This window comes from Streptomyces sp. NBC_00250 (assembly GCF_036192275.1).
Taxonomy (GTDB): Bacteria; Actinomycetota; Actinomycetes; order Streptomycetales; family Streptomycetaceae; genus Streptomyces.
Genome location: NZ_CP108088.1, coordinates 2,544,241 through 2,557,531 on the forward strand (window position 1 = coordinate 2,544,241; position 13,291 = coordinate 2,557,531).

Annotated in this window: 10 protein-coding genes; 2 read left to right on the forward strand and 8 right to left on the reverse strand. The window is 73.8% G+C overall.

Annotated elements, in window-relative coordinates; all coding sequences use genetic code 11:
• Positions 1–214: 214 nt before the first annotated feature.
• The 5 genes from OG259_RS11330 to OG259_RS11350 all read right to left on the reverse strand — a co-directional run bounded on the left by OG259_RS11330 (position 215) and on the right by OG259_RS11350 (position 7,764).
• Positions 215–1,102 (reverse strand): FadR/GntR family transcriptional regulator, encoded by an 888-nt coding sequence (locus tag OG259_RS11330; protein ID WP_328942167.1) that lies wholly within the window; start codon positions 1,100–1,102, stop codon positions 215–217.
• Between the two features lie 160 nt (positions 1,103–1,262).
• Complete coding sequence (locus OG259_RS11335; protein WP_328942168.1) at positions 1,263–3,020, reverse strand: ABC transporter ATP-binding protein; 1,758 nt, start codon at positions 3,018–3,020, stop codon at positions 1,263–1,265.
• Between the two features lie 122 nt (positions 3,021–3,142).
• Complete coding sequence (locus OG259_RS11340; RefSeq protein ID WP_328942169.1) at positions 3,143–3,955, reverse strand: NUDIX hydrolase; 813 nt, start codon at positions 3,953–3,955, stop codon at positions 3,143–3,145.
• Between the two features lie 109 nt (positions 3,956–4,064).
• A complete protein-coding gene (locus tag OG259_RS11345; protein ID WP_328942170.1) occupies positions 4,065–6,218 on the reverse strand; it encodes a glycogen debranching N-terminal domain-containing protein in 2,154 nt (717 codons plus the stop codon).
• Positions 6,219–6,333: 115 nt separating this feature from the next.
• Positions 6,334–7,764, reverse strand: a complete 1,431-nt coding sequence (locus OG259_RS11350; protein WP_328942171.1) for a DUF4192 domain-containing protein — start codon at positions 7,762–7,764, stop codon at positions 6,334–6,336.
• A gap of 141 nt (positions 7,765–7,905) precedes the next feature.
• Here OG259_RS11350 and OG259_RS11355 point away from each other — a divergent pair, with 141 nt between their 5' ends.
• Entirely contained in the window at positions 7,906–10,089 is a 2,184-nt protein-coding gene (locus OG259_RS11355; RefSeq protein WP_328942172.1) for a RecQ family ATP-dependent DNA helicase, read from the forward strand.
• Positions 10,090–10,317: 228 nt separating this feature from the next.
• Entirely contained in the window at positions 10,318–10,953 is a 636-nt protein-coding gene (locus tag OG259_RS11360; RefSeq protein WP_328942173.1) for a hypothetical protein, read from the forward strand.
• Between the two features lie 74 nt (positions 10,954–11,027).
• Here OG259_RS11360 and OG259_RS11365 read toward each other — a convergent pair whose 3' ends face one another.
• From OG259_RS11365 to OG259_RS11375, 3 genes are all read right to left on the reverse strand, one after another.
• Positions 11,028–11,648: a hypothetical protein gene (locus tag OG259_RS11365; RefSeq protein ID WP_328942174.1), complete on the reverse strand. Its 621-nt coding sequence runs from the start codon at positions 11,646–11,648 to the stop codon at positions 11,028–11,030.
• Between the two features lie 106 nt (positions 11,649–11,754).
• Positions 11,755–12,465: a ribonuclease HII gene (locus OG259_RS11370; RefSeq protein ID WP_328942175.1), complete on the reverse strand. Its 711-nt coding sequence runs from the start codon at positions 12,463–12,465 to the stop codon at positions 11,755–11,757.
• A 127-nt stretch (positions 12,466–12,592) separates the two neighbouring features.
• Positions 12,593–13,210: a TetR/AcrR family transcriptional regulator gene (locus tag OG259_RS11375; RefSeq protein ID WP_328942176.1), complete on the reverse strand. Its 618-nt coding sequence runs from the start codon at positions 13,208–13,210 to the stop codon at positions 12,593–12,595.
• Between the last annotated feature and the right edge of the window lie 81 nt (positions 13,211–13,291).

The following is a 13,291-nucleotide window of genomic DNA, read 5'->3' on the forward strand; positions in this document are numbered from 1 at the left end:
TCATCGCACGGCTCGGAGGAGTGTTACGCCCAATCTTCGTGGCCCGAGTCACACCTCATGTGCGACAAACCGACGCAGAGGGATATATCAGCGTACATTCACGCCGCCGGAATCCTGGCACCACCCGGGAAACCCTTCCGGGCTCCCCGGGTGCCGCTCGGACCCGGCGGCACGCGATGTCCGCGCCTCGGCGCTCCCGGCCACGGCCCGCGGGTCAGTGTTCGCGGGGGGCGGGGACGACGCGGTCCACCTCGGGGTGGACCGTGAGCAGGGCCCGCATGGCCGTCTCGGCACCGAGGGCGTCGCCCGCGGCGAGCGCGTCCACGATCCGGGCGTGGTGGGAGAGGCAGGCCTCGCTCGGACGGTCGCAGCCCGTGACGGGGCCGCCGGACACCTGGAGCGCGGCGGCGACGATGCCGGAGAGGTGCTCCAGCATCCGGTTCCCGGCGAGCTGGATGAGGAGCGAGTGGAACTCGGTGTCGGCGCGGGAGAACGTGATGCCGTCTCCCTGCGCGAACGCGTGGCCCATGATCTCGACCATGTCGGCGAGACGCTGCTGCACGTCCTCGCGGCCGTGCCCGGCGGCGAGGCGGGCGGCCAGGGGCTCGATCGTCCAGCGCAGCTCGTTCAGCTCGCGGCGCTGGTCGTCGCGCTGCGGGCCGAAGGCCCGCCACTCGATGATGTCGGGGTCGAGGAGGTTCCAGTCGCTGACGGGCCTGACGCGGGTTCCGACGTTCGGGCGGGCGCTGACCAGCCCCTTCGCCTCCAGGACGCGCAGGGACTCGCGGACGACGGTGCGCGAGACCTCGAACCGCTGGCCGATCTCTTCGGGGACGAGCGGGCGGTCGGCCCCGAGGTCGCCGGAGACGATCATCTGGCCGAGCTGCTGGACGAGCTGGCCGTGCAGCCCGCGCCCCCGGTTGCCGGTGCTCCGGCGGCCGACGCGGCCCAGGTCGGTGTCCACCCCCTCCCAGGAGGGCGGGCCCACACGGCCGGCGGCGGGCGCCTCCGCGTAGGGGTAGCGGTCGAGATCGCCCGGGGCGCCGAGGCCGGAGTCGACGGAGCGGGCGGCGGTCATCATGGTGTGCGCAAGGGTACTCACGCATCCTTTGTCGGCGTTGCCTCCGTGACCCTTGAGGTCTTTGGTGAAAAGCACACGAAAGGGTGATCGGCACCCCCTACACAATTGACGATTAATCGGACATATCGGCTAGATTTCAAGGGAGTTGGACGCGAACCGGAACCTTTCGGTCCGCAAGTGATCACCAACGCGCCTTACGGCGAAGGCCGGTGAACACATAAGCGCAGAGCAACCCGGTCAACGTCAGCGAGAGAGCCACTCCCGCGGGCTGCCCGAGCACCCGCAGCCCGCCCGTCAGCCAGCGGTCCACCGCGGGTGACCACTGCGGACCGGCGAACTCGCGCAACCGCGCGGGGAGTCCGGCGGCCGACCGTACCGAGGGCCCGGTCAGCACCTTCTGCAGCAGCGGGACGAAGGCGACCGGCACCGCGAGGACCGCCGCCACCCCGGCCGCCGCCGCCCGGAACACCCCGGCACCGAGCACCCCGGCCCAGGCGCAGCCGACCATCAGGCCGAGCCAACTCGCACAGAGAGTCGGCCAGTTCTTCGGTACGGAGATCAACTCTCCGCCGTAGACGAACCGCAGGGCCTCCAGATCCGCCACCACGACGGCCGCCCCGAGCAGCAGGGCGACGGCCGCCGCCACGGCGAGCTTCGCCAGCAGGAGGCCGGGCCTGCGGGGCACCGCTCCCCGGCCCGTGGTGAGCGCGGGGTAGCGGTACTCCTCACCGAAGGAGAAGGCGCCGAGCAGCCCGGCGCCGAGGGCCGCGGGCGGCAGCGGGGAGAGGGCGGGCCAGCCCGCGAGGACGGCGGGCAGCGCGGCGTGGCCGCCCCGCCCGAGGAGCAGGGCGAGGGTCACGGAGCCGAGCAGGACGGCCGCCACGACGAGCGGGGTGGACGGCACGCCCAGGAGCCGGTGGATCTCGTACCGCAGCGGGCGCAGGGGCGAGCGGGCGGGCTTCCGGGCCCCACCGGGCTCCCCGGCCGGGGCCTCACGGGGCCCGGCGGCCTCGCCCTCGTGGCCGGAGTCCGGGTGGACGCCTCCCGCCCGGGTACGCGGAACGGGCCCGGTGTCGCCCGTCTCGGCGGCGAGCCGGTGGATCGGCACGCCGTGGCGGAACGCCGTGTCACCGACGGCCGCGCAGTCGCTCCCGTAGACGGACAGGCGATTGCCGTCCTCGGCGACGACCTCGACGGGGCGCCGGGCGGCCCTGGCCTCCTGGGTCACGACCGCCGCCAGCCGCGCGGCCTGCGGGGTGCGGACGGCGACCCGGGGCCGCAGCCGGGTACGGGCGAACTCGGCGACGTCCTGGTCGGCCACGAGCCGCCCGCCGTCGAGGGTGACGACCCGGTCGGCGTTGCGGGCCGCGTCCTTGGGGTCGGCCGTGGTGTAGAGCACGGTGCCGCCGGCGTCCGCGTGCGCCCGCAGGAGCTCGTACAGCCAGACGCCCTCGGGTGCGGAGAGGCCGGCGCCGGGCTCGTCGAGCAGCAGGGTGTGGGGGCCGCCCAACATTGCGGAGGCGAGGCCGAGTCGGCGATCGGCCCCGACCGGAAGGGTGCCGATCCTTCGGCGCTCCAGTCCGTCGAGGCCGACGGCCCGTGTCAGCTCCTCGGCCCGTGAGACGGGAACCCCCGTGGCGGCGCAGAGCATCCGCAACTGGCCCCGGAGCGTCCGGGAGGGGTGCCCGGGGATGTTGCCGAGGAGCACGCCGACCTCGCGCGGAGGGTGGGCGATGCGGTGCAGCGGTCGGCCCCGGAAGTAGGTGATCCCGCGTCCCGGCTCGAGTTCGAGCATGAGCCGGAGCGTGGTGGTCTTGCCTGAGCCCGAGGAGCCGAGGAGAGCGGTCACGGCACCCGGCCGCGCCTCGAAGGTCAGATCGTCCACGGCGGGCGGGCGATCGCGGAGGGGAGTGCTGGTCAGTCCGATTGCCTGGAGCATCGCTTCTCTCGCGGTAGATGACACCGCTCCGCGGCAGGGCGGCGCTTTCGCAGCAAGATAACGCTACATTTCGGACTTTCGGCGCAGGGTTGGCGCCCAGGGGCGCCGGAAGTGCCGGTCCGTCAGACCTCGGGACGCAGCATCGGCGGGTTGAGGAGAGTGGCCCCACCTGCCCGGAAGAGCTGGGCGGGGCGCCCGCCCTGACGGGTCGTGGTACCACCGGCGGGAACCAGGAAGCCGGGCGTGCCGGTCACCTTCCGGTGGAAGTTGCGCGGGTCCAGGGCCACGCCCCAGACGGCCTCGTAGACGCGCCGCAGCTCTCCGACCGTGAACTCCGGCGGGCAGAAGGCCGTGGCCAGGGAGGAGTACTCGATCTTGGAGCGGGCACGCTCCACGCCGTCGGCGAGGATCCGGGCGTGGTCGAAGGCGAGCGCCGCCGGCCCCCCTTCCTTCTCCTCGGCCACCGACTCCCCCGCCGCTCCGACGGCCTCTGCGGTCCCGGCGAGCGCGTCCTCGCCGAGCAGCTCCTCGACGGGGGCCCAACGGGCGCTGTTCGCGTCGCCGCCGGCCCTCGGCGCGGGAAGGTCCGGGGCGAGGGCCAGATGCGCGACGCTGACCACCCGCATGCGCGGGTCACGGTCGGGCGCCCCGTACGTCGCCAGCTGCTCCAGGTGCGCGCCGTTGCTCGGCACCGGCGGCGGAGCGGCCGGATCGTGGGCGCAGAGACCCGTCTCCTCGACCAGCTCGCGCGCGGCGGCGGCACCGAGGTCCTCGTCCGCGCGCACGAAGCCGCCGGGCAGCGCCCAACGCCCCTGGTACGGCGCTTCCCCCCGCCGCACGACCAGGGTGCAGAGCGCATGGCGGCGCACGGTGAGCACGACCAGATCGACGGTCACGGCGAAGGGCGGAAAGGCCGACGGGTCGTAGGGAGGCATGCCGCGATCATAGTCGTCTTCCTGACGATAAGCACGCCCCTCGGAAGCATCGCCGATGACTTCCTCACCCTGCCGCGAGGCTTCCGTCGTGTCTGTCACCGGCATCCCGTCACACCCCCAGCTGAAGGCCCTCTGCGGCCTCCTCGACCATACCGAGACCGAGCCTGCCGACCCGCACCGCGAACGGCTCACCCGCGACCACGAGCCCCGAGAAGCGGATCGCTCCGAGCGGAGCCGACCGCAGGGGATGCGTCGAGACGGACCGGCCCGGCGCGTCCGGCCGGATTCCGGCGAGCGCGAGCAGTGCGTGCACCGCGCCGGAGGCCGCGACGGCCGCCGGCCGACACGCGGCGGGGTGCGGCACCGGGCGCCCGCCGGCCGTCCGCTGTTCCCCCGCGTACATCTCGGGCAGCCGGTAGGTGAAGGCCTCCGCCGCGTCGAGCAGCCCGCGCAGCAGGGCGGCGGCCTCCTTCTCGTGGCCGACGGCGGCGAGTCCCGCCACCGCGACCGCCGTCTCGTGCACCCGCACCGCACCCGCCCGGTGACCGAAGGGGTTGTGTCCCGGCTCCTTGGCACCCAGGCTGCGCAGCCCCCAGCCGGAGTCCAGGGCCGGGGTGCCGAGCAGCCTGGCCACCTGTTCGGTCTCCGTCCTGTCCAGCAGGCCCTGCCCGTGGCGGCCGCCGCCCAGCAGCCCGGTGTCGAGCAGATGCGCGGCCCAGCCGCCGAACTGGGACCAGCTCCGACCGTCGGGTCCGCGGGCGACGGCGGGTCGGCCGCCCGCCGGGTCGTCGAGCCAGAACTCCCGTCGGAACCGCTCACGCAGTGTCCGGGCGGCGTCCCGCAGCGCGTCTCCCCCGGATCCCCCGCAGGCGTCGAGCAGGTCTGCTCCGAGCAGGGCCGCGCGATGCGCGTGTGCCTGTGTCTCGGCCCGCCAGGGTCCGGCGGGGCCGGGGTCCGGCACGAGGCCGCTCGCGCCGACCGTCCGGAGCAGCCAGCCGAGGCAGCGTTCCGCGACGGGGAGCAGCTCGTCCAGGTCCGCTGCCGGCAATCCCCAGCGGCGTGCCTCGGCGAGCACGACCGGAAAGGCCAGGGTGGCCTCGACGCCCGTGCAGCGGGGCGGCAGATGCGGGCCGGCGTCCCTGAGGGGTCCGCGGAGACGGCCGGACTCGGATCCGCCGCCGGAGAGTTGGGTGCGCCCGAGGGCGTGCAGGGTGGTGACGGCGAGCCGGGTACCGAGGGGCAGGGCCATCCGGGCCGCCCAGAGCGCCTCGGCGGTGACCGGTCCGCAGCGCCAGGGGACTCCTGCCGCGAGGTGGACGTCCGCCGGGTGCGCCGGGTCCCGCTGGAGCAGGGCCCGCAGGTCCTCGACGGACGCGCGCAGCAGCTCCCCCGGACGCCGGTCGTCACCTTCGGCGAGGGCCTCGGCGAGGACGTGGCCACCGGGCCGTCCGGCGCCCGCGCCCGAAGAGCCGGTGGGGCGGGTGGGCGAGCCGTCGCGTACCCGTAACCGGACCGTGAACGTGCCCCCCGGCGCCAGGTCGGCTTCCCAGCGCAGGACTCCCGCCGCCGCCAGGGCGTCCATGGGTGGCGGGTCCGCCGTGACGGCGACGGACCGCCCGTCGTCGCCGGTCCAGCGCAGTCCGGTGCCGTGGACGCTCGCTGTGAGCTCGGGTCCGGGTCGGCCGGACGCGACCGCGCCCAGGTCCGCGAGATCCGAGCCCAGAGCGATTTCCATCGGGAGCCGGAGGGGGCGGGCGACGGCGCTGCGCAGGGTGATCCGTTCGCTCCCGTCGGCGCTCCGGGTGCGTTCGACGGTGAGACCGGGATCGGGTCCGAGGTCTCCGGGAACACGGAGGACGCCGAGGAACACCGCTCGGTCGGCGGTCGCCATGCGGCCCTGGAGGGCGACGGGCTCGCGCCCCGCCACCCGCAGGACGCAGCGGGATAGGAGCCGTCGCCCCGCCGCGTACACGCCCTCGGGGCCCTCACCGGTGAGCTGGCCGTGCTCGGCGCAGACGGCGAGGGCGGGCAGGGCCACGCAGAGGAGCGCACCGTGCACCGAGGGGAGCTCCGCGGGACGCGCCGCGCGCGCGGGCACGGCGCCGGTTCCGGCGCCCGGCCGGCGTCCCGCGGGACGTCCGGGCGCCTGGCCGGTGGGGAGTCCGGCGGGACCCCCGGGGGCATGGCCGGTGGGGGGTCCGGTGGGACCGCCGGGTGCGTGACCGGTGGGGCGGCCGGGGGCCGGTACAGGGCTGAGGGCCATGGCGGGTACGGGGTGCTCTCTGTGCGAACCGGGCGGCCGGCGGAGTGTCGGCGGGACGGTTCGGACGACTCCGCCAGAGAGCTGAACGCGCCGACGGGCGGCCGGGTCACGGTCCTCATCGCCCGCTCCTGGTGCCGCGCTGTCCACCTTGCCTCGGGGACCCGCTCTCCGGCCTCCCCGTGGCGGGTCCCCCGGGCCGCACTCCGGCCGCCGAACGGCGCTCCCCTCCGCCGGTCTGGCGACCGGGCTTCCGGAGGGTCCCTCGGCTGCTCTGCGGGCGGGCCGTGCGTGCCCGGAGCCGCCGTGAGGTGGCGGGAGCGGCCCGGTCCGAGGCGGTCCGGCCGTCCCGCTCGGTCCGCAGACAGGATCGGAGCGACTCGGGGTCGAGCCCTTCGTTGCACGCCTGATGAAGCAGTCGGGCGAAGACGTATTCGGGGTCGGCGTCGAGCGCGAGTCCGAGGGCGACCCGGGCGGTCGGCTCGTCGCCGGTGGACCAGGCCACCCAGCCCGCGAGGGTGAGCGGCGCGGCGGCGTGCTCCTGGTAGGGGGCGACGCAGCGCCGGGCCAGTACGCGCCAGAGGCGCAGGGCCGCGGTGCCTTCCCAGCCCTCCATCCATTCGGCGGCACGGTCGCGGGTGATCCGGTCCTGGAGGCCGAGGATCAGTGCGGCCGCCTCCCCGGCCTCGACCAGGGCGTCGTCGGCCGCGTCGCCCTCGACCGTTCCGACGACGGCCCTCCCCGTGGTGGCCGACCCCGGCAGTCCCGTCGGGTTGCCGGAACGGCCGGCCGGGTTCGCCCCACCCTTCGGGTTGACGAACCTGCGAAGGACCTCTCGGGCGAGTCGCAGCGTGGACTCGCGTACCTCCTCCCGCCCCTTGCCCTCGGCGCCTTCGAGGATCCGGGGGACGATCGAGGCGGCCGTCGCGTCGAGCGCCGCGCGCTGCTCTTCCTCCCCGGGCCCGCCGGTCGGCTTGAACCGGCCCTCCATGTCTCGCAGTGAGCCCCGCACCTGGACTCCGGCGTACGCCGCGGCCGCGGCCATCACCGACGTACCGCTGAGCGCGAGCGGGGTGCCGTCCGGCGGACAGCAGCGTGCGTCGGGGCAGCAGTAGGAGAAGAAGAGCCCGTCGGAGATGCAGAGGGCCTCGTAGACCGGGATGTCGAGGGCCCCGCATGCGGTGCGCAGTCGCTGGGCGAAGGGACGCAGTCGTTCCATGACCCGGCGGCCCGTCTCGCCTGCTCCGGGGTCCTGGCAGAGGAAGACGACGATGCCGTCCGGTCGGGTGCCGCTCTTGCTGCCGCCCTCGACGAGGCATTCGGCGAGGTGATCGGCGGTGGACGCCCATTCGCGGGGCGAGCGGGGAATGCCGAGCCTGACGCGGCCGCCGAAGCGGCCGTGCTCGCCGTGGAGGGCGACCAGGACGACGGAGTCGGTGGGGTGGAAGCCCAGCACGAAGGGAAGGGCGTCGGCGAGGTCCGCCGGGCCGCGCAGGGCGATCTGCTGGGTACGGGAGGGTCCGCTGGATTCGTGGTGATTCGCGTTCATGGTCAGGACGGTCTCGTGATCTCCCGAAATCCGAAACCCCTGTGGATAACTCCTGGAACGGGGCTTCCGTCATCCCGCAGAGTTGTCCACAGGTTCGGCGCTCATTCGCGCGATGTCCGAGGCATCGGGTTGCATGGAGGCATGACCCACGCAGACCCCCTGGAAGACCGTGCCGCGCTCCGGACCGCCGCCGATGCCGTGCTCGCCCGTCTCGTCGCGGATCCGACGGGCAAGGCGAGACTGCGCGAGGACCAGTGGCGGGCCATCGAGGCCCTGGTCGCCGACCGGCGCCGGGCCCTGGTGGTGCAGCGGACCGGCTGGGGCAAGTCGGCCGTGTACTTCGTGGCGACCTCACTGCTCCGCGAGCGCGGCAGCGGCCCGACGGTGATCGTCTCTCCCCTGCTCGCGCTGATGCGCAACCAGGTGGAGGCGGCCGCTCGGGCGGGTATCCGCGCCCGGACGATCAACTCGTCGAACACGGAGGAGTGGGACACGGTCCAGGAGGAGGTGTCCGCCGGCGAGGTGGACGTGCTCCTGGTGAGCCCCGAGCGGCTCAACAACCCCGACTTCCGCGACCAGGTGCTCCCTCGGCTCGCGGCCGCCACCGGGCTGCTCGTGGTCGACGAGGCGCACTGCATCTCGGACTGGGGGCACGACTTCCGGCCCGACTACCGCCGTTTGCGCACGATGCTGGCCGACCTGCCGTCCGGGGTTCCGGTGCTCGCCACCACGGCCACGGCGAACGCCCGGGTGACGGCGGACGTGGCCGACCAGCTGGGTACGGGCGCCGGCACGGACGCCCTGGTGCTGCGCGGGCCGCTGGACCGGGAGAGTCTCAGCCTGGGCGTGGTCCGGCTGCCGGACGCGGCCCATCGGCTCGCCTGGCTGGCCGACCACCTCGGCGAACTGCCCGGCTCCGGAATCATCTACACGCTGACGGTCGCCGCGGCCGATGAGGTCACGGCCTATCTGCGCCAGTGCGGGCACACGGTCTCCTCGTACACGGGCCGGACGGAGAACGCCGACCGGCAGCAGGCGGAGGACGATCTTCAGGCCAACCGGGTCAAGGCCCTCGTGGCGACCTCGGCCCTCGGCATGGGCTTCGACAAGCCCGACCTGGGTTTCGTGGTGCACCTCGGGTCGCCCTCCTCCCCGATCGCCTACTACCAGCAGGTCGGCCGGGCGGGGCGAGGTGTGGAGCACGCGGAGGTGCTGCTGCTTCCAGGGCAGGAGGACGAGGCGATCTGGCGCTACTTCGCCTCGGTCGCCTTCCCGCCCGAGGAGCAGGTGCGCCGCACGATCGACGTGCTCGCGCAGGCGGGCAGGCCCTTGTCCCTGCCCGCGCTGGAACCCTTGGTGGAACTGCGCAGGACCAGGCTGGAGACGATGCTCAAGGTCCTCGACGTGGACGGGGCCGTCAAGCGGGTCAAGGGCGGCTGGGAGAGCACCGGCCGGCCCTGGGTGTACGACACGGAGCGGTACGCCTGGGTGGCCCGGCAGCGAGCGGCCGAGCAGCAGGCGATGCGGGACTACGCGGCGGCGACGGGGTGCCGGATGGAGTTCCTGCGCCGTCAGCTGGACGACGAGGAGGCCGCGCCGTGCGGTCGCTGTGACAACTGCGCGGGAAGCCGGTTCGATCCGAAGGTGTCCGACGCGGCGCTGGACTCGGCCAAGGGCGAGCTGGGTCGGCCGGGCGTGGAGGTCGAGCCCCGAAAGATGTGGCCGACCGGGCTCGCCGCGGTCGGGGTCGATCTGAAGGGCCGTATCCCGCCCGGCGAGCAGGCTTTCGGCGGCCGGGCTCTGGGGCGGCTCTCGGACATCGGCTGGGGCAACCGACTGCGTCCGCTGCTGGCCGACAGCGCCGCGGACGGTCCGGTTCCGGACGATGTCGTGCAGGCGGTGGTGCATGTGCTCGCCGACTGGGCCAAGGGGCCCGGTGGTTGGGCCTCCGGGGCGCCCGGCGCGCCTGCCCGGCCGGCCGGCGTGGTCACGATCGCCTCCCACCGCCGGCCCCGGCTGGTGGGTTCGCTCGGGCAGCGGATCGCCGAGATCGGCAGGATGCCGCTGCTCGGCGCGGTGGAGTACGCGCCCGAGGCGGAGGAGTCGAGGCTGTCCCGAACCAACAGCGCCCAGCGGGTGGTCGGGCTGCAGCGGACCCTGACGGTCTCCGCCGAGCTGAGCGGCCGACTGGCCTCGGCCGGGGGGCCGGTCCTCCTCGTGGACGATCTGTCGGACAGCGGGTGGACCCTGGCGGTGGCGGCCCGGCTGCTGCGGCGGGCCGGAGCGGAAGGGGTGTTTCCGATGGTGCTCGCCGTCCAGGGGTGAAACAGGAGGGGAAACGGGGAGTGAACAATGGGCAACTGGGCAGGGATATGAAAGGCATACCGACGCAATCCCGTCAGCGGCCTCAATTGCTCGTTGCCGCTCGCGCACGGGCCAGCAAGAATTGGGAAACCGCCTAACACGCCCCGTCAGCGGTCCGGATGGGTTGTGCCGTGGTGCGCCCTCACCCGACCTTGCCCGCCTCGCGGGCGCGTATCCGAAGGGAGGACCGTGACCCTCGGATTCGCTCCGCCCACAGCCACCTCGCTCAGATCTTCGTCCGAGTCCGCCAACCGCCTCGCTCGGATACTCGAACCGGCGGAGTGGTCCGCGGCGGGGATCCCTCTACTGCGCAACCCGCGTGAGGTCGTCAGCGGCCTGCACTCGCGCCATACCCCCACGCCCTCGACGGCGGTCCTCGCAATCCTGGATCACGAGGAACGGCTCGCAGCCAGCGCCTCGTTCGTCCGACGGCCCGCCCCCGCCCCGGCGGACGGTTGGGATTTCCGGAACGCTCTGCTCGCGCATCTGCGGCGGGTCATTCCACACGACCTCCGCAGGCGCGCCCCCGTACGGACCGCGGTCCTGCTGTACTGCCGCGAGGGTGACGAGCGCTGGACGGAGGAGGACGGAGCCTGGATGTGGGGGCTCCGGGACGCCTGCACCTTGCACGGACTCCGCTGCGGCGCGTACATCACGCTGACCCGAGGGGGCTGGCAGGTGCTCGGTGAGGGCCGCGTCGGCCGTCGTCCGAGTTCCGATTCGCTTCCGCTGCCGCTCGGAGAGGAGCCGTCCGAGCTCGGCCGGCTGACGCCGAGGACCGCGAGCGGCGCGACGGAGCCCCTGCGCCGGGTCGCCGCACGCTGACCGCGTGGACGACACCGGCCCCCGCCGGGCCGGGTTCGGTCCGGCGGAGGGCTGTCGGTCGGACTCGGGGTCGGTCAGACTCCGGCGCCAGCTCCGAGGAGCGTCGTGACGCGCTGCGGGTCACCGCAGACGACGAGCAGCGCGGCGGCACGGGCCATCGCCGACGGCAGGGCCTTGGCGGCCGTCTCGTCATCCCCGCCGTTGAGGGCGACGATCACCACGGGACGGGCGGTCGCCCGCTCCACGGAGGCGGCGTCCGCGAAGAACACGTCGTCCCCGGTGGCCTGCTGGGCCCAGTAGGCGGCCTCGCCGAAGGTCAGCTCGTGCGTGGCCCACGGGTGCGGGTCACCGGTGGTGAGCACCAGGACCTCACCCGGTGCCCGTCCGCTCTCCAGAAGCAGGTCCAGAGCCTCCTCGGCGGCGTCGAGCGCGCCGTCGACGGGGGCCGGGATCAGCTGGAGCTGCGGCGTGGATCGCTGATCGGAACGATTCTCCGGGGCGTTCGCCGGAGACGGCCCGGCACCGGGGTGCGGGCGCTGCGCCGGCGCCGCGGGCCTGGCGGGGCCGGGAACGGGGCGTCCGGGACGCGGTGAGGCCGCGGAACGCGGGCCGGGTACGGGACGGGGGGTCGACGCGGTGGCGCGGGGACCCTGGGCGCTCTCGTGAATCTGAGGCTCCTCGGGGATGAGAGGCATGAGTGGATGTCTATCAAACGCCGCTGCGCGAGGCACCGGCGGGTGGGCACACATGTGCACCCCGGCCGCTTGGGAGCCCCTTGGGCGGGGCCCCGCGACCGGAAGTTCAGAAGTCGAAGCCGAGTTGGCCCCCGCTCTCCAGCGCGGCCGCCTCGGCGGAGAGGCGGACCTTTTTGAGGTGGCGCCACCTGGGCATCGCGTCCAGGTACGACCAGGAGAGTCGGTGGTGAGGGGTGGGCCCCAGCTCTTCGAGCGCCGCTTTGTGGACCGGCGAAGGGTAGCCCGCGTTGGCATCGAAGGCGTACGCGGCGTACCCCTCGGCCCCGAGCCCCAGCTCCGCCATGGCGGCGTCCCGTCGGACCTTGGCGATCACGGAGGCGGCGGCCACGGCGATGCAGGACTGATCGCCCTTGATCACCGTACGGACCTGCCAGGGGCTGCCGAGGTAGTCGTGCTTGCCGTCGAGGATCACCGCGTCGGGCCGCACGGGAAGGCCTTCGAGGGCCCGGACGGCCGCGAGCCGCAGCGCGGCTGTCATGCCGAGCTCGTCTATCTCCTGCGGGGAGGCGTCGCCGAGGGCGTAGGCCGTGACCCACTTCTCCAGCTCCGCGGCGAGCGCGGTACGGCGCTTGGGGGTGAGCAGTTTGGAGTCGGTGAGCCCTTCGGGCGCCCGGCGCAGGCCGGTGACGGCCGCGCACACGGTGACGGGGCCGGCCCACGCCCCGCGTCCGACCTCGTCGACTCCGGCGACGATCTTGGCGCCGGTGGTGGCTCGGAGCGATCGCTCGACGGTGTGGGTGGGTGGTTCGTACGGCATGGCGCCTGACAGGTTACGCCGCTTGGTGCCGGGTGCGATACCCGGTTTCCCCTCGGGCGCCCGAGGGGGCTTCGCGTCGTGCCCCCGGACCCGTGCGCGCCGCCTCTCGGAGGCCGTCCCGGCGGGGTCAGACACGGAGTAGCGGCACCATGATCCGGTCGACCAGATCGGCGAGCTCACCGTCCGGCCATTCGCTCGCGCACACCTTTGATCGGTACATCATCATGGCGGGAATGACGTCGATCACCAGGTCGTTGTCCGCTTCCGCCCGCACCTCCCCGCGCGCGATTCCGCGGTGCAGAACATCACGGAAGAGTCGGGCCGAGGGCTCGACCACCCCCGAGACGATCAGGCCGTGGAACCTCTCGGCGGCCTCGGCATCGCATTCGTGAAGCACAGCGCGCAGGGCGAAGCCGGGCTTGGAGTACATGACGTCCCTGACCCGGCGGCACAGCTCGTACAGATCCTCGCGCACACCGCCGAGGTCCGGGGCCTCGTCGAGGGTCGGCAGTCCGGCCTGGAGCGCGTCGGCGACGAGGTCCTCCTTCGAAGGCCAGCGCCGGTACACCGCGGCTTTGCCCGTCTGCGCGCCGACCGCGACACCCTCCATCGTCAGACCGTTCCAGCCGACGCTGCCCAGCTGCTCAAGTGCGGCCTCCAGGATCGCCCGTTCGAGTACCGGACCGCGGCGTCGCAGCGACGCCCCTTCCGGCCGGGCGGCGGCCGCGGAGCGCGAAGTAACCATCAGGATCTCTCCGTTGAGGCGATGTCATGTCGTCGGCAGCGCTCAGTGAACGGTTGCGTCCACTGAGGGGGACTCACTACC